Annotated in this window: 17 protein-coding genes; 4 read left to right on the top strand and 13 right to left on the bottom strand. The window is 46.6% G+C overall.

The window, feature by feature from the left end:
* Positions 1–199 precede the first annotated feature (199 nt).
* Positions 200–556: a hypothetical protein gene (locus tag CA598_RS26735; protein ID WP_076286059.1), complete on the bottom strand. Its 357-nt coding sequence runs from the start codon at positions 554–556 to the stop codon at positions 200–202.
* A 144-nt stretch (positions 557–700) separates the two neighbouring features.
* Here CA598_RS26735 and asnB point away from each other — a divergent pair, with 144 nt between their 5' ends.
* Complete coding sequence (gene asnB, locus CA598_RS26730) at positions 701–2,545, top strand: asparagine synthase (glutamine-hydrolyzing) (RefSeq protein WP_094874317.1); 1,845 nt, start codon at positions 701–703, stop codon at positions 2,543–2,545.
* A gap of 64 nt (positions 2,546–2,609) precedes the next feature.
* On the opposite strand, the gene CA598_RS26725 is transcribed toward asnB, so the two are convergent.
* The 4 genes from CA598_RS26725 to CA598_RS26710 form a co-directional block, all read right to left on the bottom strand.
* Positions 2,610–3,446 carry an aldo/keto reductase gene (locus CA598_RS26725; RefSeq protein WP_094878475.1) on the bottom strand — a complete coding sequence of 279 codons (837 nt, stop codon included), beginning with the start codon at positions 3,444–3,446 and terminating at the stop codon, positions 2,610–2,612.
* A gap of 157 nt (positions 3,447–3,603) precedes the next feature.
* Positions 3,604–4,056, bottom strand: coding sequence for a cupin domain-containing protein (locus CA598_RS26720; RefSeq protein ID WP_094874319.1), 453 nt, complete (start codon positions 4,054–4,056; stop codon positions 3,604–3,606).
* A gap of 102 nt (positions 4,057–4,158) precedes the next feature.
* A complete protein-coding gene (locus CA598_RS26715; RefSeq protein ID WP_094874320.1) occupies positions 4,159–5,094 on the bottom strand; it encodes an SPFH domain-containing protein in 936 nt (311 codons plus the stop codon).
* On the bottom strand, positions 5,094–5,528 hold the full coding sequence (locus tag CA598_RS26710) for an NfeD family protein (RefSeq protein ID WP_094874330.1): 435 nt from the start codon (positions 5,526–5,528) through the stop codon (positions 5,094–5,096). Before CA598_RS26710 ends, CA598_RS26715 begins: the two co-directional genes overlap by 1 nt.
* A 602-nt stretch (positions 5,529–6,130) precedes the next feature.
* Between CA598_RS26710 and CA598_RS26705 the strand changes: the two genes are divergently transcribed.
* On the top strand, positions 6,131–8,059 hold the full coding sequence (locus CA598_RS26705) for a glycosyl hydrolase family 18 protein (RefSeq protein WP_256990661.1): 1,929 nt from the start codon (positions 6,131–6,133) through the stop codon (positions 8,057–8,059).
* Between the two features lie 77 nt (positions 8,060–8,136).
* Positions 8,137–10,539 carry a glycosyl hydrolase family 18 protein gene (locus CA598_RS26700; RefSeq protein WP_094878474.1) on the top strand — a complete coding sequence of 801 codons (2,403 nt, stop codon included), beginning with the start codon at positions 8,137–8,139 and terminating at the stop codon, positions 10,537–10,539.
* 246 nt (positions 10,540–10,785) lie between these two features.
* Here the strand turns inward: CA598_RS26700 and CA598_RS26695 are convergent, their stop codons facing one another.
* From CA598_RS26695 to CA598_RS26685, 3 genes are all read right to left on the bottom strand, one after another.
* Positions 10,786–11,442 carry an XTP/dITP diphosphatase gene (locus CA598_RS26695; protein ID WP_094878473.1) on the bottom strand — a complete coding sequence of 219 codons (657 nt, stop codon included), beginning with the start codon at positions 11,440–11,442 and terminating at the stop codon, positions 10,786–10,788.
* A 1-nt stretch (position 11,443) separates the two neighbouring features.
* Positions 11,444–12,202, bottom strand: a complete 759-nt coding sequence (gene rph, locus CA598_RS26690) for a ribonuclease PH (RefSeq protein WP_094878472.1) — start codon at positions 12,200–12,202, stop codon at positions 11,444–11,446.
* Positions 12,203–12,366: 164 nt separating this feature from the next.
* A complete protein-coding gene (locus CA598_RS26685) occupies positions 12,367–13,488 on the bottom strand; it encodes a GerMN domain-containing protein (protein WP_179283769.1) in 1,122 nt (373 codons plus the stop codon).
* Positions 13,489–13,760: 272 nt separating this feature from the next.
* Here CA598_RS26685 and CA598_RS26680 point away from each other — a divergent pair, with 272 nt between their 5' ends.
* Positions 13,761–14,369, top strand: a complete 609-nt coding sequence (locus CA598_RS26680) for a phosphatidylglycerophosphatase A family protein (protein ID WP_094878470.1) — start codon at positions 13,761–13,763, stop codon at positions 14,367–14,369.
* Positions 14,370–15,105: 736 nt separating this feature from the next.
* Here CA598_RS26680 and CA598_RS26675 read toward each other — a convergent pair.
* The 5 genes from CA598_RS26675 to CA598_RS26655 all read right to left on the bottom strand — a co-directional run bounded on the left by CA598_RS26675 (position 15,106) and on the right by CA598_RS26655 (position 22,321).
* Complete coding sequence (locus tag CA598_RS26675; protein WP_306440487.1) at positions 15,106–16,113, bottom strand: MBL fold metallo-hydrolase; 1,008 nt, start codon at positions 16,111–16,113, stop codon at positions 15,106–15,108.
* A gap of 96 nt (positions 16,114–16,209) precedes the next feature.
* Entirely contained in the window at positions 16,210–16,944 is a 735-nt protein-coding gene (locus CA598_RS26670) for a class I SAM-dependent methyltransferase (protein WP_094874326.1), read from the bottom strand.
* Between the two features lie 149 nt (positions 16,945–17,093).
* The gene (locus CA598_RS26665) at positions 17,094–18,785 is read right to left on the bottom strand and encodes a glycoside hydrolase family 13 protein (protein WP_094878469.1); all 1,692 of its coding nucleotides are present in this window, start codon (positions 18,783–18,785) and stop codon (positions 17,094–17,096) included.
* 71 nt (positions 18,786–18,856) lie between these two features.
* Positions 18,857–20,506 (bottom strand): response regulator, encoded by a 1,650-nt coding sequence (locus tag CA598_RS26660; protein WP_094878468.1) that lies wholly within the window; start codon positions 20,504–20,506, stop codon positions 18,857–18,859.
* A complete protein-coding gene (locus CA598_RS26655) occupies positions 20,507–22,321 on the bottom strand; it encodes a sensor histidine kinase (RefSeq protein WP_094878467.1) in 1,815 nt (604 codons plus the stop codon).
* Positions 22,322–22,550: the final 229 nt, after the last annotated feature.

Here is a 22,550-nt window from a genome sequence, read left to right as displayed (position 1 = left end):
ATGCTCTATCCAGCTGAGCTACCGGGACATATAAGAATTAATGATATGTATTGACGCAACGATATTTATTATACCCTATTCAGCAGAATTTTCAAGATCAAACATTTTGGAAAATAAGTAATCTTCATCCTATTTTAATAATAACAAGGGCATCCTAGCTATTTTCATAGCTTACGGATACCCTCGTTTTTACTCCATATTACTCCAGATTCCGAAAATGCTGCTCCAGCTGCTTTTTTAAATCTCCGTATGTCATTAATTCTCTCTGAAACTTGGAACGTTCATCTTCTGGCGTCATAATCATACTGCCTGTAAACGCGCTCGAAGTCACATCTTTAAAAGCATCATGCATATTGTTATCAAACCAATCAGTAGAAGTATCAGCGTCATTAGTGAGGATACGGACAATCTCATAGCCTTCTTCGCGCTGATCTTCTACGATATACACCAAAAGTGCAGGATCACTAACAGCACCTGGCAATACACCTACTTCTGCACAAGGCGCACCGTCATACTCCATCATTCTGCGAATTTTGGCATCTTTAATATAATACACTGTCATCCTTCCCTCCTGGCAAATTCCTCTCTTCCCTAGTGTTCGGATAAGGACATACATTTTATGCCTTCCTTCGGCATATATCTGTATTACTTGGCAAAAAAGTAAGGACAACAATCGCACAAAAAGAGAGGATGAACCATCATGTGCGGAATAACCGGATTTATCCAGTGGCGCGGAGATCTCACGCAGCACTCGCAGTTGCTGGTCAAAATGACTGAAACTTTAGCAGACCGCGGACCGGATGCAGCTGGAACTTGGATTTCAGGCCCCTGTGCATTCGGTCACCGCAGACTTAGCGTTATCGATCCAGAGAACGGCGCGCAGCCTATGATCACCCGCCATGAGGAACAAGTATACGCGATTGTGTACAACGGCGAATTATATAATGCACCCGAGCTCAAACAAGAACTTAAGCAGCGGGGTCATCAATTCCGTACCCAATGTGACACTGAGGTTCTGCTTCATGCCTATATCGAATGGGGACCGGATTGTGTAGAGAAGCTCAATGGGATCTTTGCCTTTGCAGTGTGGGACGGTCTTCGGGATCAGGTCTTTTTTGCACGTGACCGTTTAGGCGTGAAGCCCCTGTTCTATAGTAAAGTGGATGATGTCTTAGTTTTTGGCTCAGAGCCTAAGGCGCTGCTGCAGCACCCCAAGGTACAGCCAGTCGTAGGTCCCGAAGGACTTGCGGAAATCTTTATTATCGGTCCAGCCCGTACACCAGGACACGGTGTTTATAAGGATATGCAGGAACTTCGTCCTGGGCATGCCATGATCTATAGCCGTGAAGGTCTGCGTAGTTATGCTTATTGGAAGCTGGAAAGCGTAAAACACACTGATAATGAAGCAGAAACAGCTACTAAGGTGCGTGAACTGCTGCAGGATACGCTCGAACGCCAACTGGTCTCAGATGTTCCTGTCTGCTCCCTCTTGTCAGGAGGGCTGGACTCCAGTGCGTTAACAGCACTTGCAGTGGACTACTACAACCGAAACGGTCAAGGACGAGTGGATACGTATTCCGTCGATTATGTCGATAACGACAAGCACTTCAAGAGCCATACTTTTCAGCCCGGAGCAGATGGTCCATGGATTAAGCGAATGGTCGATGAATTAAATACGAACCATCGCTATATCTCGTTTGATACACCAGAGCTTGTAGAAGCACTTGATAATGCACTGTACACACGCGATTTACCTGGGATGACCGATGTGGACTCTTCTTTGTATTTATTTTGCCGTGAGATTAAAAAGAATGCTACTGTAGCCATTTCCGGCGAAGCTGCCGATGAGATTTTTGGCGGTTATCCTTGGTTCCATCGGGAGGAAATGCTCTCCTCAGGCACTTTCCCTTGGTCTGTTGCTCCTAAAATGCGTGCCAGTCTATTATCCCCTGAAGTTAATGAATGGATTCGGCCGCTGGAATATTTGGGTGACAGATACAGTGATGCAGTAGCCGAAGTCCCAACATTGGATGGGGAGACAGGTAAACAAGCACAAATGCGCGTAATGTCCTATTTAAACATCACCCGCTTCATGCCTACTTTGCTCGACCGTAAGGACCGAATGAGTATGGGCGCCGGACTAGAGGTACGTGTTCCTTATTGTGATCATCGCCTCGTTCAATATGTCTTTAATATTCCTTGGGAAATCAAGAACCTAAACGGTCGTGAAAAAGGGATTTTACGCAAAGCGCTTGAGGGAATTCTTCCAGATGATGTGCTATATCGTAAAAAAAGCCCTTATCCGAAAACACACAATCCAGCCTATTTAAACGCAGTACGAACACAAGTATTGAATATTCTAGATGACTCTACTTCACCTATACTCCCATTAATTGATGCTGCCAAAATCCGTGAGATCGCCGCTTCCCCAGAATCCTCTACCAATCTGCCTTGGTTCGGCCAGCTCATGTCCGGTCCTCAGCTTTTTGCTTACCTCGCCCAAGTAGATCTCTGGCTGCGTAAATATAACGTCTCCATCCAATAAGCGACAAGCCAAACAGCAAGTCCCCGTATCGGCGGCTTGCTGTTTGGCTTGTATTCGTAATTTTTTAGAAATTAAAATTGTCCGGATCGGGACCGAAACGATGGTTTCTGTCCAAATCTTCGATGGCTTTAACATCCTCATCACTTAACGTGAAGTCAAAGAATCCTGCATTTTCCTTGATTCGATCCGCATGTACTGACTTCGGAATCGTAATGACGCCTTGCTGCAAATCCCAACGAAGTACAATTTGAGCAGGGGTCTTATCATACTTTCCAGCCAGTTCTTTAAGAAGGGGAAGATCCAGGTTCCCTTGCATTAGCGGACTCCAAGCTTCAAGCTGGATCCCTTGCTCATTGGCATACTTCAGCAGCTCGCGCTGAGTCAACAGCGGATGGAATTCCACCTGATTCACCACTGGAACCACGCCAGTATCCTCGATGATATCCTTCAGATGATGAATCTGAAAATTGCTCACGCCAATAGATTTGATGAGGCCCTCTTTTTGCAGATGAATCAGAGCTTTCCAAGTCTCCCGATACTTTCCTGCCACCGGCCAATGTATGAGATACAAGTCTATATAGTCCAGCCCCAGCTTGCGCCGGCTAACTTCGAACGCTTTCAGAGTTGATTCATAGCCTTGATCAGGGTTGCGCACTTTCGTCGTAATAAACAGTTCATCACGGGCCACTCCACATTCACGAATAGCCTGACCTACACCTTCTTCGTTATTGTAACCAGCAGCCGTATCAATACTGCGATATCCAAGCTCCACTGCGGTCTTGACCGCGTGAATAACCTCTTCCCCATCTTTAGTCTGATACACGCCAAGGCCCAGCCACGGCATAGTCACTCCATCATTTAAAGTCGGACCTCCCGAGAACGGTGCATTCAATTCACTCATTGCTTAACCCTCCAAGCTTATTGTTATTTCATTAATCTTACTTAACCTAAATTCACGCTTCAGAAGCAAGCGCTATCACAAAAGTATAGCAGAATGCTTCATCATTCCCAAAATCCTCATAAAAAAACGGAGGCATATATAAAGCCCCCGCTCTTCTTTATTTCTCAATTAGTTTGAAATCATCAAAATGGAATTCTGGAGAAACGATACAGGAGACCAACGTCGGTTCTTCACCTAACGTACGCGCGGCCTGCCATACTCCCGCTGGAACAACCACTTGTGGCTGCTGGCCTGCAGCAATATCGAGACCCAAAATAACTTCCTGCACATCCTCAGGCTTATCTCCAGTACCTCCGAGACTAAGCACGATTGGACTACCGGAATGCCACAACCAAACTTCATCGGACAATACCGTATGCCAATCAGATTGCTCGCCTTCGTGAAGCAAAAAATAAATGGAAGATGCCGAATGACGTGATCCAGAATAGCTATCGCCTAGCACTTCCTGGGAGATTTCAAATTCTGAATTCCAAAGTCTTTTGTACCAACCACCCTCTACGTGGGGCTGTAGTCCGAGCAGTTCAACTAGCGGTGAGATTTCTTTTGTCACGGTAGCTTCTCTCCTTCAAAGTTTGCATGAGCAACAATAGCTTCGTATGCATAAGGTTGTTTTTGCTTTTTACTTTAACGGAAGAAGCACGAATTGTAAAATCTATTTACTATCCTTGCTCGCTTTGAATACCTCAGCAATCGCCCCAAGACTTCCCAGCGTTTCAACAGCGCTTGTTGGCAGGAACACTTTATTCGCAGGACCTTTAGCGATTTCAGCCAGCGCCTCGAAGGAGCGATAAGCTAGCACCTGCTCATCCAGACCTGCTGAGCGAATCAGCTCTATGCGTGTTTTTTCAGCTTCGGCCACCGCTTGAATGGCTTTCGCCTCACCATGAGCTTCCAGCTCCTGTGCTTGCCGTGAACCCTCTGCTTGGCGGATACGTGCTTCCTTGTCACCTTCTGCTTTTAGAATCTTACTCTGCTTATCCCCTTCAGCACGCAGGATCATATCCTGCTTAGCAGCTTCCGCTTCCAAGACAATCGCCCGCTTGCTCCGTTCCGCTTTCATCTGCTTATCCATTGCTTCCTGAATATCCAGCGGTGGCTTGATATCAATGACTTCCACACGCTCAATCCGTACGCCCCATTTCTCTGTAGCTTCATCAAGAGCCAACCGAATATCGGTCGAAATCTTTTCCCGCCCAGATAAGGTCTCATCTAATTCAAGCTTACCGATGATTTGCCGCATTGTTGCCGTCGAAATGTTTCTTACCCCATATACATAATCAGAAATGCCATAGGTTGCTTCCTCTGGTCCAACCACCTGATAGAAAATAATTGTATCAATCTGCACCTGCACGTTATCCTTCGTGATTACCGTTTGTGGAGGTACATTCGCTTGCTGGATTCGTAAATCATGGTACGTACGCACCTGATCAATTACAGGAATCAGAATGTTCAGTCCCGGAGTCAGCAGACGATTAAATTTACCGAGACGTTCCACTACACCTACCCGCTGTTGTGGTACGATTTTGACTGTTAATGCCACAAATACCACGACCACCACAATAATAATTCCGATAATTGCCCATTCCATTAGTTCATGTCCCCCCATCGTTCTACTTCAATAATCGTCGTGCCTCTCTTCACTACTCTTACAACCTCATCCTTGCCCAGAGACTGAACCGAGCTTGCGCTCCACGTATCTCCACCTACCTTGACTTGCCCATACTGTCCTTGCTCAATAGGCTCAACGACGACACCTTGCCTGCCGACGATTTCTGTACCGGTATCCTTGAACCCACGTGAGCTGCGAAATTTAGAAACCAGTGGTTTCGAGAATATAGTAAGACCAAGTGCGACCAGTGATCCGAGAACCACCTGAAACAAAATAGCATCGGGAGCAATCAACGAGACCAAACCAGCAGCTAATGCACCTATACTGAGCCACAACAGATAAAAAGTAAGCGTCATCATCTCTACTACAAACAGGACACCGGCTGCGATCAGCCATAACACCCACACAACCATCGGTGAACCCACCACCTTCCGTATAATACTACTATAACGAAAAGAACCTGCGATGCGTTGCGTAATTTCCGTAAAAATATTGCAGGCATGTATATCATTTATATTCATGACATCAAAGGTTATGTGTTCTGCATACGTTTCCTGAAAAATAGGACATGCGCCCAATCTATCAAACCTCGATCAAATATGTATCCTTCAATAAGAAAAATCTCCCCCTACATTCCCGAATTTTATCCCTAGCTTAATCGCGCTCTATGCTTGAAAATAAGAAATGCCTCCACCCATATATATGAAATTCATCCTAATTATTCAACTCCAACCCAACTCTTCTACCCATCCTACCCTCTACCAGCATTGTTATATCTACAAGTTTATTAGAAAAGGAATTCTTAGAACAGCAGTTTAGAAAGCGCTTACTTACCTTGTGAGGCTTCATGAGGACGGCTATTTGGGGCTGCTAAATCTATGAATTGGATGTCGGTAGAATGAGAGATACGCACAGGTGAAGGTACAGGTCCATTTCAAACTACGGGAGGTGAACATCGGGATTTCTTGCCGAAAAGTATTCGAACTACACATTAAACCTCGGAGGTAGAAAATCAATGATATTCATGAAAAAAAGTTCACGCAAAACCTTTGCGATCGCGATGATCGCCGCGCTTGTTCTGACACTTTTTTCAACCCTGGGTAGTAGTGCTAAAACGGCCAACGCTGCACAGGATTATAAACTGGTTGGTTATTACGCATCTTGGGCCGCTTATGGGCGGGCTTACAATGTATCCGATATTGATCCTACCAAAATGAATGTCATTAACTACGCCTTCGCAGATATTTGTTGGAATGGCATTCACGGCAACCCCGACCCAACTGGCCCGAATCCAGTAACCTGGAGCTGTCAAAATGAGCAAGCACAGACCATTAACGTTCCGAACGGCACGATCGTACTGGGTGACCCGTGGATTGACACCGGTAAGAGCTTTGGGGATGACAAATGGGATGACCCCATCAAAGGTAACCTGAAGCAGCTGTGGAAGCTGAAAGAAAAGAACCCCAACCTGAAGACAATGATCTCCGTTGGAGGCTGGACTTGGTCGAACCGTTTCTCGGATGTGGCGGCCACCGCTGTGACCCGTGAGGTTTTTGCCAACTCTGCGGTAGACTTCATTCGTAAATATAAAATGGACGGTGTCGATCTCGACTGGGAGTACCCAGTTAGCGGTGGGCTCGCAGGGAACAGCTACCGTCCCGAAGACAAGGAGAACTATATCCTTCTTCTGCAAAAAATCCGTGAAAAGCTAAATGCTGCCGGTCAGACCGACGGTAAAACCTACCTGCTGACCATTGCTTCCGGGGCAGGCCCGACGTATGTCAATAACAATAATCTTGCAGGTATTGCTTCCATTGTAGATTGGATCAATATTATGACCTATGACTTTAACGGAAGCTGGAATAAGACTACAGGTCACAATGCTCCTTTGTATTATGACCCTGCCGCTTCTGCCTCAGGTCTGACCGAACCGCAAAATTTCAACATCGATAAAGCAGTAACCAGCTATTTAGATCATGGCGTACCCGCAAACAAGTTAGTTCTCGGTATGGGATTCTATGGTCGAGGATGGGGTGGCGCTCCGGCAACAGGAAATGGCCAATACCAATTGTCCTCTGGAGTTTCGTCCACAGGTACATGGGAGAAGGGCAGCTACGATTTCTACGACCTCGAAGCTAATTATATTAACAAAAACGGCTATACCCGTTACTGGAATGACACATCAAAAGTGCCTTATCTCTATAATCCAACGAATCAAACTTTTATCAGCTATGACGATGTAGAATCCTTTGGCCATAAGATCAGTTATCTCAAATCAAAAGGTCTTGCAGGCGCCATGTTCTGGGAAACAAGTGGGGACCGGAACAAAACACTGACCAACAAACTAAACGCCGATCTTGGCGGTGGAGTTGTGCAACCAACTCCAACTCCAACAGTAACGCCTACACCAACACCAACACCGACGGCTACAGTAACCCCAACCTCAACACCGACACCAACGTTAACTCCATCGCCAACAGCTACTCCGGGACAATGTGCAGCGGCATGGAGCCAGACAGCCGTATATACGGGCGGTCAGCAAGTTTCTTATAACGGTTCAGTCTATGAAGCCAAATGGTGGACCCAAGGCGATCGTCCCGACCTTAGCGGTGCTTCCGGAGTCTGGAAATTTATCAGCTTGTGCGGAACAGCAACGCCGGCTCCGTCGGCAACAGTAGCACCGACGCCAACTGTTGCGCCAACAGCAACTGCCACACCAACCGCAACAGTAACACCGACACCAACTGTAGCACCGACGACAACTCCGACACCAGCGCCTACTGTAGCACCGACTCCTGGAAGTTCCAGCTGGGCAGCAGGAATCGCCTACAAAACGGGTGATGTCGTTAGCTACAATGCCAAAACGTATACCTGCCTTCAGCCCCATACTTCACTTCAAGGCTGGGAACCGGCGACCACACCCGCTCTTTGGAAACTGAATTAAGATTCCGATTTGCGCGTAGGGAATCATCGTTCCTATCTACCCGTGAAATCATATTATCCCCTATGGAGGAATGTTAAATGAAGATAAGTACACGAAATAGGCGAAGTAAATCCGCACGTTACATTGCAGCCTTAATGAGCGCCATCATTCTGCTCCCGCTTTACACAAGTGCAGGAGGATCGTCGCAAGTGGCCTTAGCAGCAGGAACAACGCCAGCTGCTCCTGCTCCCGCTGCAGATCATCCGCGTAAAATTGTTGCTTATTTCCCGGAGTGGGGAGATCAGGAGAACAAAGGATTTTATACTGTCGACAAAATACCGTGGGATAAAATCACTCATATTAACTATGCATTCGCGAAGGTAAACCCTCAAACGAACAAGATTGATTTGATGGACCGTACAGCAGCGATCGAAAAAGATTATCCCAACCAGCTAACGAATTTGCCGTTTAAAGGACATTTTAACCAACTTATAAAGTATAAGCAGCTTTATCCTGATGTCCGCACCCTGATTTCGGTTGGTGGCTGGTCGGGTTCTGGTGGTTTTTTCAACATGGCCAATTCAGAAGCAGGTCGCGAGACGTTTGCGAACAGTGTCGTGGATTTTCTACGTACGTACCAGTTCAACGGTGTAGACATTGATTGGGAGTACCCATCCGGCACAGGCCAATCAGGTAACCCGAATGACTTTGGCGTAGCTGAGCCGCTGCGTACAGTGAACTACAACAACTATGTTCTCCTGATGAAAAAGCTTCGCGAAAAGCTGGATCAGGCAGGTGCACAGGATAATCAGAAATATGACCTAACCATCGCCGCAACCGCTTCCTCCTGGATTCTAGGCGGGATGAAGTTAGGGGAAGCTAACCAGTATTTGGACTGGGCGAACCTCATGACATATGATTTCCACGGTGCGTGGAATGGATATGTAGGACCGCATTCCGCCCTGTACCCAGATTCTCGCGATACAGAAACCGCTGCGCTGGGCACTCCGGTTCTGAATACCGACTGGGCCGTTCGATACTATTTGGGTACGCTTCCACCGGAAAAAATCGTTATCGGAGTTCCTTATTACTCACGTGGCTGGAAGAATGTAAATGGAGGCATCAACAACACCGGTCTTTACGGTACAGCACCTACAACCGGAGGTGGAGCCGATGGCATATACGGAATCTGGAATGACCCTGCACCAGAGCAGCCGGCTGGCGCAAATCCAATCTGGCATGTGCTGAATCTGCTCAAGGACCCAGCGAACAAGCGCTATTTCGATCCTGTTACCAAAACCCCATATATGTATAACGCAGACAAAAAGGTATTTCTTACGTATGAAGATAAGGAATCTCTCGGCTACAAACTGGATTATATCAAGCAAAAAGGATTGGGAGGGATGATGTTCTGGGAATTGACTGGCGACTATTCTGAAAAGAGTGATGGCACCTATACGTACGGCAACGCTTTGACCGATTTTGCCTATGACCAGCTTAAGACAGCCTCTCTGCCAGGTGGAACACCGAAGCCACAACTTCCTGCGCCTCAGAACTTTAGCCTTAACTTCAGTGGCACTTACGATCATCCGAATTATACCTACTCCTTGAAAATAACGAATAACACAGGTACGGATATCTCTGGTGGCTGGAAGCTGGAATTCGATCTACCGACAACAACAACCTTGACCTCTGCGTGGGGAGCAGGTACTGTAGAACAAATCTCTACGGCTTGGGACTTTAACCGCTACCGTATTACAGGGACGGCTTCCCAAACGATTGCAAACGGAGCTGCACTGGAAATTCCAGGCATGATGAAGCTGAACTTCTCGGGCGGTCCGCAACGCATTACACTGAACGGAAGCTCGTCCCAGCAGGAATACGACAAACTGTATGGAGGCGTTACGCCAACGCCAACGCCAACACCGTCTGCAACACCAACACCTACTCCAACCACGACACCGTCTGCAACGCCGACTGCAACGCCGACTGCAACCATAGCACCTACTTCAACGCCAAGCGCAACCGTAACTCCAACACCTACGCCGGGACAATGTTCGGCAGCAACTTGGAGTGCGACAGGCGTGTACACTGGGGGACAGCGTGTATCCTACAACGGTTCACTATATGAAGCCAAGTGGTGGACGCAAGGAGATCGTCCCGATCTTAGCGGTGCTAATGGCGTCTGGAAATTCATCAGCACATGCGAAACCGCAACGTCTACACCTACGGTAACTGTAGCTCCAACAGTGACGCCGACGTTGGCACCTACAGTGGCACCAACGTCTACTGTTCTCCCAACACCTACAGCAATCGCAACACCAACTCCACTACCTACCGTTGCACCTACTTCGGGAGGCTCAATCTGGATAACAGGGGTTGCTTACAAAGTAGGTGACGTTGTCACCTATAATGGAAAAACATATTCATGCTTGCAGCCTCACACTTCCCTTCAAGGTTGGGAGCCAGGTTCCACACCTGCTCTTTGGAAGCTGTTATAATCCAGCCAATGAAAAAGCTCCACATTTATTATAGTGCCGAATAATCTTCAACCCTAAGTCTTACGGATTCACATGACGTTATTTGTATAAAGCCACTTTTAAGATCAGCTGTGTCCGGTAATGGTGACAAACTTGCAAATATAACAACCATACGAAGTTCGGTGCTTAGTTTCCGAGGTGATTGCAAAAAAACAGGGTATCCAGCAGCCAATGGCTTTTGGATACCCTGTTTTGTATAAAAAGGCTCTATTCCTGTGGTAGTTCGCCTTCAGCTGCCAGCTTCTTCTCCAGCTTCGCTGTTAGCATTCGCAGTGCAGCTCCTCGATGGCTGATATGCTGTTTCTCTTCTAGCGTAAGCTCTGCCATAGTTTTTTCATGCTCCGAGAGATAGAAGAGCGGGTCATAACCAAATCCGCCAGCACCGGAAGGTTCTGAGGTAATCCAGCCCTCGACTGCACCTTCTGCGGTTAGCTCCTGCTTGGAAACCGGATCATACAGCGACAAAGTGCAGACGAACCTAGCTGTGCTCAGCAAAGGCTGGTCAGTGTCTTCCCCCTGCTTCAATCGCTCCAGCTCGCTAAGCAGCTTCAGATTATTCGCACCATCCGTAGCATCTTCACCAGCATAACGTGCAGAGTACACACCCGGCTGACCATCCAAGGCGTCTACGCAAAGACCCGAATCATCGGCGAGGACCGGGATTCCAAGGGCATCACCTACGGCTTTGGATTTTTTAAAGGCGTTCTCGGCAAAAGTGGCTCCGTCTTCTACCACATCGGGCAGATCCGGATAGTCGTACATACTTTTCACTGTCAGCCCTAGCGGGGCAAAAGCATGCTCGAATTCACGTACTTTCCCCTTATTCTTCGTCGCAACAATAAGAATACCGCCGTCAGACTTCATGCTACACCTCTTGGCCCGGCTGGCCGGAAGGGATTTTGAGAGCAATCGCTCCCAGTGCTTCTTTCTGCGCAGCAATCAGTTCATAGATTCCCTTCTCACCTAGACCCAGTAAAAGATCCAGCTCTTGACGAGTGAACGGTCTTTCTTCGCCAGTCCCCTGAAGTTCAACAAAGGCACCGCCGCCAGTCATCACTACATTCATATCTACTTTTGCTTTGGAATCTTCTTCATAATTTAAATCCAGCAGCGTTTTATCCCCTACAACACCGACACTGATTGCCCCCAAGAAATCTGTTATAGGAAACACAGGCAACTTATGCTGAACTGCAATTTTGTTAATCGCAAATGCCATGGCAACAAAAGCACCTGTAATCGAAGCGGTCCGCGTACCACCATCCGCCTGAATCACATCACAGTCCAATGTAATACTACGCTCGCCTAACGCTTGTAAATTCACTACAGAACGAAGCGCTCGTCCGATCAGCCGTTGGATCTCCATGGTGCGCCCGGTAAGCTTACCGCGTGCAGCTTCACGCTGATTACGGGATTGAGTGGCCCGAGGAAGCATCGAATATTCTGCGGTTACCCAGCCTTTTCCTTGTCCTTTAAGAAACGGAGGTACTTTTTCCTCTACTGTAGCCGTACAAATGACTTTGGTATCTCCCATTTCTATGATCACGGAGCCCTCAGCATATTTATTCGTTTGGGTTGTTATTGTCAGCGGCCGTAATTGGTCGTCGTTTCGCCCGTTTGATCTCATCTTTTCTGCCTCCTACATCGTATAGCTAATAGTTTAGCGTGAGTCCCGTCTCCCCGTTATAAATAGCGAGTCGTATACTGCTTGGGACGCAACGTTTTTTTGAGCAACTTTTATTCTACCAAAGAGGAGGCACAAAAGCATCTTTTAAACCTTACAGAGTCATTCTATAACGGGATCTCATTCAAATATTCTGGTGCGGAAACAGGTTTGCTGTAGTCCACATTATCTGTATCAGTAATCGATTCCTTGCCGTTTAAGCGAATTTGCACAAGAGAATCATCTGAATTTTGAGCAACCGTCAGTACGACCGATTCCAGCATTTCAGCGGGTACACCTTTACCATCTGTGAACATATCATCCGTCAAAGATACGGTAACTACACCGTTCTGCCCAGCGTCAACGGAATCAAGTATCGTTCCCTCCGTCATGACCATTTCCAGCCCATTTCCGGATTCAGGACCTGCGATCAATTCGTTCAAAGCAGCAGTCAGCTGTTCTTGTCCAGCGGGTACAAAACGGGTTACAGGAACATAATATTGGATACCGTCAGGAGATGTTGTGGAAAAATAAACAGTAACCGCACTGGAGTTCATCAGAAGAGGACCTTGCTTCGGCAAATTAATGCCCATTGTGCGGGTTAATGGACGATCCAGCGGAGTTCCTTGAAGCGGCATCTCTGTGAGCTTTTTACCATCTACCCAGAGCTGTACGCTTTTAATGTCATCTTGACCGGTCAGCGTCCAAGTGATAGCTTCGAGGATTTTACGTTCCTCAAAAGGATCATAATTATTGAATTCTGAATTAAATTCGACAACAGCTGAATTCGACTTGTCTATCGTAACATCTTTTACTTCCGTTCCAGCTGGAAGAACGCCTTGGAATCCTTCAGGCACTGATGAGGCATATTTCCCCTTGCTCACTAATGCCATTAACGAGTTTTTAATTGCGCTGGAATCTTTGCTCTTTGGCAAGCTGAGGGATACCGGAGCGAGTAATCCATTACCATCTTCCAAAAATACGGTTGTCCGATCTCCGGAAGCATTGCTCTGTGAAGTTTTGGTGTTACCTTTAACCGTGGTCTGTGTTTCATCCTGTGTCACCGGACCGAATACACCTGAATCCAAAGTAGTATCTCCACTAGTCTGTAACATTTGCGCTTCCACCTCTGGTGGCGGAGCGTCAATCGATGCCGATTCTGAACCAAACAATCCACAGCCAGACAGTGTCAGTGGAACTGCGATCAGGAAGACTGCGGAGATTCCGCGGATTTGTTGCATAGGTTTCATCATTTATTACCCCTTTCAAGGTTAGATAGGCTTTGTACTGCTATGTATACGAGACCTTTGTCCAAAAAATAACAACAGCTTATCCTAAATTGTTGGAAAAGCCTTTGAACTACTTCTTCATCTCAAGTAGGAGCTGAATTTCAGGTCACTGAAACTTCCCTCTCTGGACAAATACTTCCGGTAAACGTACAATCTGAGGTAACAACAGTCCTTAACATCATACTAACGTTTGCTGTAATGAAATGACTTACTAAACAACGAGGTGACTGAACATGGCTGATGAAAAAATCGAAAAAATACCGTACAGTCTGAACAGCAAGGCCGTCGCAGATGCGACCAAATTCTGGCTGAACAAGCGTGGAGTAACCCTGGAAGAAATCGCGGAACTCGTTATGTTCCTGCAACAGAAATACTATCCGAATTTAACGATGGATGAATGTATCCATAATGTAGAGATGGTGCTTAGTAAACGCGAAGTACAAAATGCAGTACTCACAGGCATTCAATTAGATGTAATGGCAGAAGAGGGCAAGCTGTTCTCCCCACTTCAGGATATGATCGAAAATGATGAGGGATTATACGGCGTAGATGAGATTCTTGCCTTCTCTATCGTGAACGTATACGGCAGTATCGGATTTACCAACTATGGCTATGTGGACAAGCTGAAGCCAGGTGTTCTTCAAAGGTTAAATGACAAAAGCACCGGACAGATCCACACCTACCTCGACGACATCGTCGGAGCCGTGGCGGCAGCAGCCAGTAGCCGAATCGCACACCGCAAGCAGGCGGAACGCGAAATTGAGCTGGATTTGCCTCATACACCGGAGGACCGCGAAGAGGCCGCTAGGAAACTTGCGGAATATGATGAAACGCCAGAGTGAGTTTCGGATGCATCAAAATGAGGAGTTCCAGATATATCAAATGAAATATCAAATGAAACTCTGAAACAATCGCTTTTTTGTGAGTAGCGGGCGAGGGGTTCTACGGTGGGGGTTCTGCTGTGGAGGTTCTACAGGGCTCGTTGGCTATAGGGAAATCCTCCCTATAAAATAACGATTTTGGCTCAAATCCAGAGATTATACGGAATTCTTCCCTATAATCTCTATGAAAATCTCAATTTATAGCCAAATCAGTAGAATTATAAGGAGAAATTCCCTATAAACAGCTCTAGAATCCTTAAACCCAAAATTACAGGGTGAAATTCCCTATAATTACTACCAGCATTTAGCTGCACCACATATATCATTTAGTTGCACGACTTTTGAAGCGTTTCGCCACGTTGTCGGACTCAGGAGACGTTATACTCACAAATCACCCTTAATTTAAATACTTTCGGATTCCAGAAACGCTATTCGCTCAAAAATGACCCAAAAGACTATTCTGCACAAGTAATAACGCCTTTCCGGTCCAATACTAACCTCAAATACCCTAAAATCCACGAATAGCGTCATCTGAGTCCGAATACATACGCTAAGGCATGAATATGGAAGTGATCGAAGGATGATAAGAGGGACGGAGGGACAAGGTTACTCAAATACAAAAAAGAGCAGTCCCCACAATCAGGACTGCTCTTGAACAAGTTATACTTTCCAGTACACTTCGATCTTACAAGATACTCTAACTGATATGCTCTCCTGCACTTTCAGCTGCGGCGAACAAGAAGCCGCCGTCTGCCTCCAGCATGACTGCCCGTCCCCGGCGCACCAGCTCCGCCAAATGCGCCAATGTCTCACTCATCGCAAAGCGCATCTGGTGAACGGTGGTTACCCGGCTGCGAAACAAAATTTCGCATACCGCGAATCCGCTTAGCGGACCGTTGGCAAGCAGAGCCGCCGCTGTATCCAGCCGCTCCTCATGATGAGCGAGAAGGCTGTCTACCCGGTGCGCGAAGCCAGCGAAGGGCTCGCGATGCCCCGGGAACGCCATGCTTACCCGGTAGCTGCCCAGTTCACGTAGCCCCTGAAGGAACGTCTTCAGCGGCTGTGGATCGCTGCCTGGCAGCAGGCTTACATTGGGCGAGATCTGCGGCAGCACAGCGTCTCCGCAAATCATAAGCCCGCTGCCAGCATGATACAGGCTAACATGCCCAGGCGCATGTCCGCCGGTAACAATGAGCAGCCATTCACGGCCGCCCATCTTGAAGGTCTCCGCCACATTGAAATAAGACATGACAGGCTGTGGCTCCACTTGGGAATTAAAGCTTTCCAAGTGCGCTTTAATTCCGTTCGACCACTGATCTGTCATCCCATGCCGGGTGAAATAAACCGGCAAAATCTCATTTATATCCAAGTCATGTCCCGCACCATTCCCTGCATTCTTCGCGTCTTTCCCCGCATCATCACCAAAGCCCCCCCACATCAACCTTGCCTCCGCATGGGCGCGCTCCGTCATCCACACCTTACAGCCACTCTGCGACTGCAACCAGCCGGCTAATCCGTAATGGTCGGGATGGTGATGCGTGACGACGATATCCCGCACATCATTCCACGATAAGTTCAGCTCCTGCAGGATGCCGAGCCAGCAATTCTCTGTATCCGGGCTACGCGGACCGGGATCAATAATTGTGACTCTGCCCTCTTCATCAGGAAGGATGTAGCTGTTCACTTGACGAAGAGGCGAGTCCATGGGCACCGAGATCTGGAGAATGTTCTGATCCCATGAAGTAATCTCCGCCTTAGACATGGAGCGTTCACCACCTTTGAATCTTTTTCCGGATACCATCTACGGACGTATTCCACCAAAGATCATCCGCGTGGACCTTTCTGCATCATAAACCTCATCTTCATAGCTGCCATGTACAGCTTCGAGCTGTAAGCCTGCTGCCTCGATCATTTCCTTGAACTCCTCCAGTGAATATAGCTTCACACGCTCATGATATTGACGAGGTGTAGGGTCATTTTTAGTGGTTAAAATGATGTCTTTCTTCACATACCCATCCTCGATCCTGCGTGACTCCTCGATCAAATTGTCTCCATCCTCACGTTTAGAATGCGGGACCAGATGACGAATCACATACGCAGGATTCAAAAAATCAATCACGAACTTGCCACCCGGCTTCAGCAAACGATAAATTTCACGCAGAACCTTTACTTGCTCCTCATCTTTTTCAAAATAACCAAAAGAAGTGAACAGATTAACTACGGCATCGAACCCTCCATCCAGTGGTAAATCACGCATATCGGAACGAAGCCAGGTTACCTTCTCCGCCCCGACTTGAGATCGAGCCTCACGCAGCAAAACCTCCGACAAATCTACGCCGGTAACCTCGTATCCTTCCTCCGCAAGTGCCAGAGAATGACGTCCCATCCCACAACATAAATCCAGCACTTTTGATCCTGGAGGCAGTCTCAGCCAGGCGATCATCTGATCCACTTCTTTACGTGCGCCACAGAAATCCCGGTGTTTATATACGATCAGATAATCTTCTCCGAAGCTGTTTTCATACCATTCAGTCATGTTGTCCCTCCTCCTACTGACGTCATCTCGCAACTCCACTTCATCTATGCCAATGTAACGCCATTGTACAGTCTTTTGCTGACAAACTCAAAGAAGAGTCATCATCATAACCACTTGGCCTTTAATGACAACTCTTATTGAAACTTCCTTTACTGAAGCTGCTGCAAATAGACTCTTGCTTCATAAGGACGAAGCTTGAGATCTTGAATATCCTCGTTTTTCTCCACGGTATAATTAGAAATTAACAGCTCCATGTTCTCTGGCTTAAACTCTGCCGGCCATTCAAATTCAGGCGATCCATCAAAAAAATTCAAAATAACCAACAATCGCTGATCCTCTAAAGTTCGGGTATACGCATATATCTCCGTGTGCTCTGCAAGCAGTAGCTCATACGATCCGTAGACGATCACCTTATATTTTTTTCTTAACGCAATCAGCTGTTTATAGTAGTTATAAATGGAATCCGGATCTTTAACTGCATTGCCGGCATTAATCTCCATATGGTTGGAATTCACTTTAAGCCAAGGTTCACCCGTTGTAAAACCACCTGCATGTCCATCGTCCCATTGCATGGGGGTACGGGCATTGTCTCGGCTTTTATGATGAATCGCAGACATAATCTGCTCTTCCGGAACACCGTTTTTTCGCTTTTCTTCATAATAATTAAGGGTCTCCACATCCCGGTATTCATCAATGGAATCAAAACATACATTCGTCATGCCAATTTCTTCTCCTTGATAAATGTAAGGGGTGCCTTCCAGCATATGAATAAAGGTCGCCAGCATCTTAGCCGAAGGAATCCGGTAAAAAAGATCGTTCCCGAACCTTGACACCGAGCGCGGCTGATCATGGTTACATAAATAGTTTGCATTCCAGCCTCTGTCATGCAGAACCATCTGCCAGTTGCTCATGATTTTTTTCAGCTCAAGCAGACTCCAGGGCACCACATCCCATTTTCCGCTACCCGGCGAAGCGGCATCCAGAAACATATGTTCAAACTGAAAAGTCATATTCAGCTCCCGACGTCCGTCCCCTACATAATCCAGCGCCTGCTCTGGTCCGAGACCCGAGGTCTCTCCTACTGTCATAATATCGTAGAAATATAACACCTTATCGTATAGATTCTGTAGCAAGGTATGTACATCCTCCAGATTGGAGAACATACCATAGGCTCTTACAGTAGGTGTTCCGTTCGGGTTGTCTGCATCTGGATACCCTTTCGTCTTCACGATATGTGCAATTGCATCAAAACGAAATCCGTCCACGCCCTTCTTCAGCCACCACTCCACCATCTCATGCAGCTTATCAATGACTACAGGATTTTCCCAGTTCAGATCGGGCTGGTATTTGGAGTAGAGATGAAGATAATATTCATCCGTCACCGGATCAAGCTCCCATACCGAGCCACTGAAATAAGATTCCCAGTTGTTCGGAGGACCGCCATTTTTACCTTTTCTCCAAATATAGTAGTCCCGTTTAGGATTGTCCTTCGACGACCTGGATTCTACAAACCAAGGATGCTCATGTGACGTGTGGTTCAGCACCAAATCCATCATCAACTTCATTCCACGTGCGTGTAACTCCCTGAGCAACCTATCAAAATCATCCATCGTACCGAATTCCTTCATAATGTCACAGTAATCACTGATGTCATACCCGTTATCATGATTAGGTGATTTATAAATAGGACAGACCCAGATCACATCTACACCTAGGTCCTGTAAATAATCCAGTCTCGATATAATGCCTTGTAAATCTCCGATTCCATCTCCGTTACTATCCATGAAGCTGATCGGATAAATCTGATACACGACGCTTTCTTTCCACCATTTGGGGTTCATAACTCCGTTACCTCCTATTTAGCTATATGTAGAGTTTAACCACACAGAGCCTAGTAGATAACAAATTCCCCCTACTTCCCTAATCCCTTTTGATATTGTGAAGGTGTAAGTCCAGTCCATTTTTTAAACGTAGCACTGAAGTGACGCTCTTCACCGTACCCTACCAACTTTGCAACGGCGTACATCTTTAGATTTTGACGGAGCAGCTTTTTCGCTTCTTCTACCCGGTATTGATGCAAGTAATCGAGAAAATTCACACCAAGCTCCTGACGGAATAGCGAACTTAAATAAGTATTAGAAACATAGGCTTCCTTCGCGACATACTCTAGTGTCAGATTGGTATTATATTTATTGCGGATGATCTCCATGGCAGTGACTACTGTGCGATGCAGCGGACGATGTTTGGAAAAGGCCTCCACCACGTTCTGCATAACCTTATTCAAAATCGTAGACAATTCTTCCAACGTCTCTATCTGTGGAGCCTGCTCCATCCAATTGACCAAATGCTGCTTCCATTCGAAGCCAGTAACTTGTTTCTCTTGCGCAAGTCTCTTTAATCGAACTACAAAAGCAGTTACCCGGATATTCACCTCTTGCTTGAGACATCCCGGGTTGCTGCGAAAACGATCCAGCCATTTCTCCAGCAGATCGAGTGCCAGCTCATTGCTCCCAGCACCAACCGCCACAAGCATCTCATCCTCCAGCACATGTAACTCAGGATCATCTAATATCCCGATTTCCTGTGGACCCCCACCTACAACGCCCGTTCCTTCTGTATAGAAATAGACCCCGCCTTTTCCGTTTAAAAATCGCGATTCCATCGCCTGAAGAGCTTCTTTATACGACAGGTGAGCTTCGGAAATATTCAAGCGACAGGAGCCAACGGCAATACTGATCGACAGTTTGAGGTATTTCTCCAGATTACTTTGCAGCTGCTCAATCTGCTCCTTCAACTGAAGGGGCGCTCGGTAAGGCTTGCGAGGATCCGTTCCGGCTATGCCGCTGCCAATCCAGAGCAAATTATTGCCGTCATGAAAAGTCTCAATCTTTCCTCTATAGATCGGTGACAATGTCTCACTGATAATATTTAACGCGGCGTAACGAATAAGTACGAAATCCTGTCCCGTACCTCCAGTGGAAGGCGAGTCAAAATCGAAGCTGACAAGACCAATCTGCGGCCCTTCTGAACCAATCGCCATAGATAACTCTCCGATCAGCTCTTGTCGCCGTTCTAGCGGAACCGGTGGATGGTAAATCCACTGGGATAGAACCTGACTTTTAACAAGCGGTGCATTTTTATGCCAGGAACGATCTCTTTTAAGCTGTTCATCCTCCTGATTTCGTTGTCTTTCAATAAGTTCCTTGGCCTTCAATACCGTCTTCAGAATTTCCTCAGGACGGCATGGCTTCAGCACATAATCAACAACACCTAGGGCGATTGCTTGCTTCGCATAAGAGAACTCGTTATATCCCGATAAAATAATGGACCGGAATCCGTAACCTCTGCGCCGTGCGACTTCAATCAGCTCGAGACCACCCATTTGTGGCATACGAATATCCGTTAACAAAAGATCGGGCTGTTCATTCTCCATTAGAGCCAGTGCTTCACTTCCATTCCCCGCCTCGCCCATGACCTCAATTTGATGAGACTTCCAATCAATCATATTTACAATGCCCTCACGGATCGTATCTTCGTCTTCAGCAATCAGCAGCTTCATCATTTATGGACCCTCCACAGTGATATGAATAATAATACGTGTGCCTGCTCCTTCTACACTCTCTAGTTGTAAAGAGGCTCCTGCAAAAAATAAGGCCAGTCGTTCCTGCACATTCATGAGCGCAAATCCTGTGCGTCCTACATTGTCTTCCTCAGGTAAAGAATTCTCCCTCGCTAAACGTTGATGTAGCTCTAGAAGTCTATCTGCCGTAATCCCTACACCATTATCCTGTACCTCAAGCACAATAGTCTTCTCTATTCGGTAAGCGCGAACGGATATTAGTCCACTTCCAGACAGCGGCTCAATCCCGTGAATCACTGCGTTCTCGGCTAGTGGCTGCAGCAGCAGCTTCGGTACTGTGAAGTCCTTGATACTCTCATCCAAAGAAATTTCGAATTCAAAACGCTCCTTAAAGCGATTTTTCTGCAGGAACAAGTAATTGGACACCAGCTCCACTTCCTGTTCCAAAGTAAACGTATCACGTCCATCATTTAAGCTCAGTCGGAACACTTGAGATAGAGAATACACCATATCGGCAATTTCTTTATCTCCCTTCTTCTCCGCTTCCCAACAGATTGTATTTAACGTGTTATATAAAAAGTGAGGCCTGATTTGAGCTTGAAGCGTTTTCAACTCTGCCTCCTGCTGCTTCATTCTTGACGCGTATACATCGTTGATGAGCGATTTAATCCGCTGTACCATTAGATTATAACCATGCCCGAGTAAGCCGATCTCGTCATTTCCTTCAAAAAATACCCGCTGCGTAAAATCACCTGTCTGCAGTCTGCGCATCGAACGGGAAAGCTTCTTCAGTGGTTTCGTGATAGCGGCAGCTGCCAGCCAAGTAACCATTAGACTAACTACTAAACACAGAACAGCGATCGTCATCGTGACCTGTAAAATCTGACCGAGCTCTTTAACAAGCTGCCGCTTGGAATGAGCCACCACCACATACCAGCCTGTCGTCTCCGATTGCAGATGTGACACAATCCACTGTTTATGATCCGCTGTAGATTCCAGCCTTTTTTTCACAGTCAGCTTAGGATCGCTGTCCGCAAAATACGGAAGTTCCAGATCTCTTTTGCCAATCCAGCCCGGATTCGAAGCCGTAATAATCAGCCCGTCCCGGTCAATCACGAACATATCTACATCATCTTCAGCATTGTCGAGATATTGGCTACCAATCTTCCCTGCATCCACACCGATCACAGCGAGTCCTGCCGGCTTTAATGTGTAAATATTCTTGATGATTCTGGAAAGCACAATCTTATGATAATGATCCCCTACAAAAATGCCGTCAGTCGGCCTGGATAGTCCAAAGGTTGGGCTGCCTGCTGCTTGAATAGCTTCTTTATAATACGAGGTTTTGATAAAATCCGAGAACTTCATCCCTGTCGTCAATCCTGCCTGATTCGCAGCAAAAGGCTCTGCTCCGTTGTTATCGTCTAAAGAATACAGAATTAGAGATTGTATAGAATTGCCTGCAACCATAAGATTGGTAACGGTCTTAAATACAGAATTACGTTCCTTTTGTGCTTCAGACGATGCTAAGAGCCGCTGCACACTTTCATCCAGAAAGAGTGTATTCGAAAAAGATATCATGCCTCGCACCATCTCATCGATCTGCTCTGCTGTTTTTTTGGTAAGATGATCCTGTGACTGTTTCATTTTCTCCACAACCTGCTGTGAAGAGATCTGATACGAGTTCCAGCCCATAGCGAATATAGTCACCAGAAGCAGGGGGACGAACCATAACAACAGCTTAAATTGGAGCGGAAGATGGCGATAACGGCTGACTAAGCGAAAGTTTCGATTCATGAGAACCACCTTGTTATAAGTTCTTACATATAGAAAATGATGTGTAAACCAAGTATAACTGAAATTATTACACCCTGAACCGGCTTTTTACATTCGCTAAAAAATGCCTACATCATTCTTAAATATGAACCATGTTTCTATTTGCCAGAAACTCTTAAGATGAGGATGCAAGCAAAAACGCCTTCGGACGTCTCTTATAGACGGTAAGCGTTTATGCGAGAAATATAAG

This window comes from Paenibacillus sp. VTT E-133291 (assembly GCF_002264395.1).
Lineage (GTDB): Bacteria > Bacillota > Bacilli > Paenibacillales > Paenibacillaceae > Paenibacillus_AQ > Paenibacillus_AQ nitricinens.
The sequence above is the reverse complement of the archived record's forward strand: the minus strand, read 5'-3'. Positions and strand labels throughout refer to the sequence as shown.

Excerpts from the sequence above, each read along its gene's own strand:
- CA598_RS26725 (WP_094878475.1), bottom strand. The coding sequence starts at position 3,446 with ATGAGTGAATTGAATGCACCGTTCTCGGGAGGTCCGACTTTAAATGAT.
- CA598_RS26675 (WP_306440487.1), bottom strand. The coding sequence starts at position 16,113 with ATGGACTCGCCTCTTCGTCAAGTGAACAGCTACATCCTTCCTGATGAA.
- CA598_RS26655 (WP_094878467.1), bottom strand. The coding sequence starts at position 22,321 with ATGAATCGAAACTTTCGCTTAGTCAGCCGTTATCGCCATCTTCCGCTC.
- CA598_RS26710 (WP_094874330.1), bottom strand. The coding sequence starts at position 5,528 with ATGGTTGTGTGGGTGTTATGGCTGATCGCAGCCGGTGTCCTGTTTGTA.
- rph (WP_094878472.1), bottom strand. The coding sequence starts at position 12,202 with ATGAGATCAAACGGGCGAAACGACGACCAATTACGGCCGCTGACAATA.
- CA598_RS26705 (WP_256990661.1), top strand. The coding sequence starts at position 6,131 with ATGATATTCATGAAAAAAAGTTCACGCAAAACCTTTGCGATCGCGATG.
- CA598_RS26685 (WP_179283769.1), bottom strand. The coding sequence starts at position 13,488 with ATGAAACCTATGCAACAAATCCGCGGAATCTCCGCAGTCTTCCTGATC.
- CA598_RS26695 (WP_094878473.1), bottom strand. The coding sequence starts at position 11,442 with ATGAAGTCTGACGGCGGTATTCTTATTGTTGCGACGAAGAATAAGGGG.
- CA598_RS26715 (WP_094874320.1), bottom strand. The coding sequence starts at position 5,094 with ATGGAATGGGCAATTATCGGAATTATTATTGTGGTGGTCGTGGTATTT.
- CA598_RS26680 (WP_094878470.1), top strand. The coding sequence starts at position 13,761 with ATGGCTGATGAAAAAATCGAAAAAATACCGTACAGTCTGAACAGCAAG.
- CA598_RS26670 (WP_094874326.1), bottom strand. The coding sequence starts at position 16,944 with ATGACTGAATGGTATGAAAACAGCTTCGGAGAAGATTATCTGATCGTA.
- CA598_RS26660 (WP_094878468.1), bottom strand. The coding sequence starts at position 20,506 with ATGATGAAGCTGCTGATTGCTGAAGACGAAGATACGATCCGTGAGGGC.
- CA598_RS26700 (WP_094878474.1), top strand. The coding sequence starts at position 8,137 with ATGAAGATAAGTACACGAAATAGGCGAAGTAAATCCGCACGTTACATT.
- CA598_RS26665 (WP_094878469.1), bottom strand. The coding sequence starts at position 18,785 with ATGAACCCCAAATGGTGGAAAGAAAGCGTCGTGTATCAGATTTATCCG.
- asnB (WP_094874317.1), top strand. The coding sequence starts at position 701 with ATGTGCGGAATAACCGGATTTATCCAGTGGCGCGGAGATCTCACGCAG.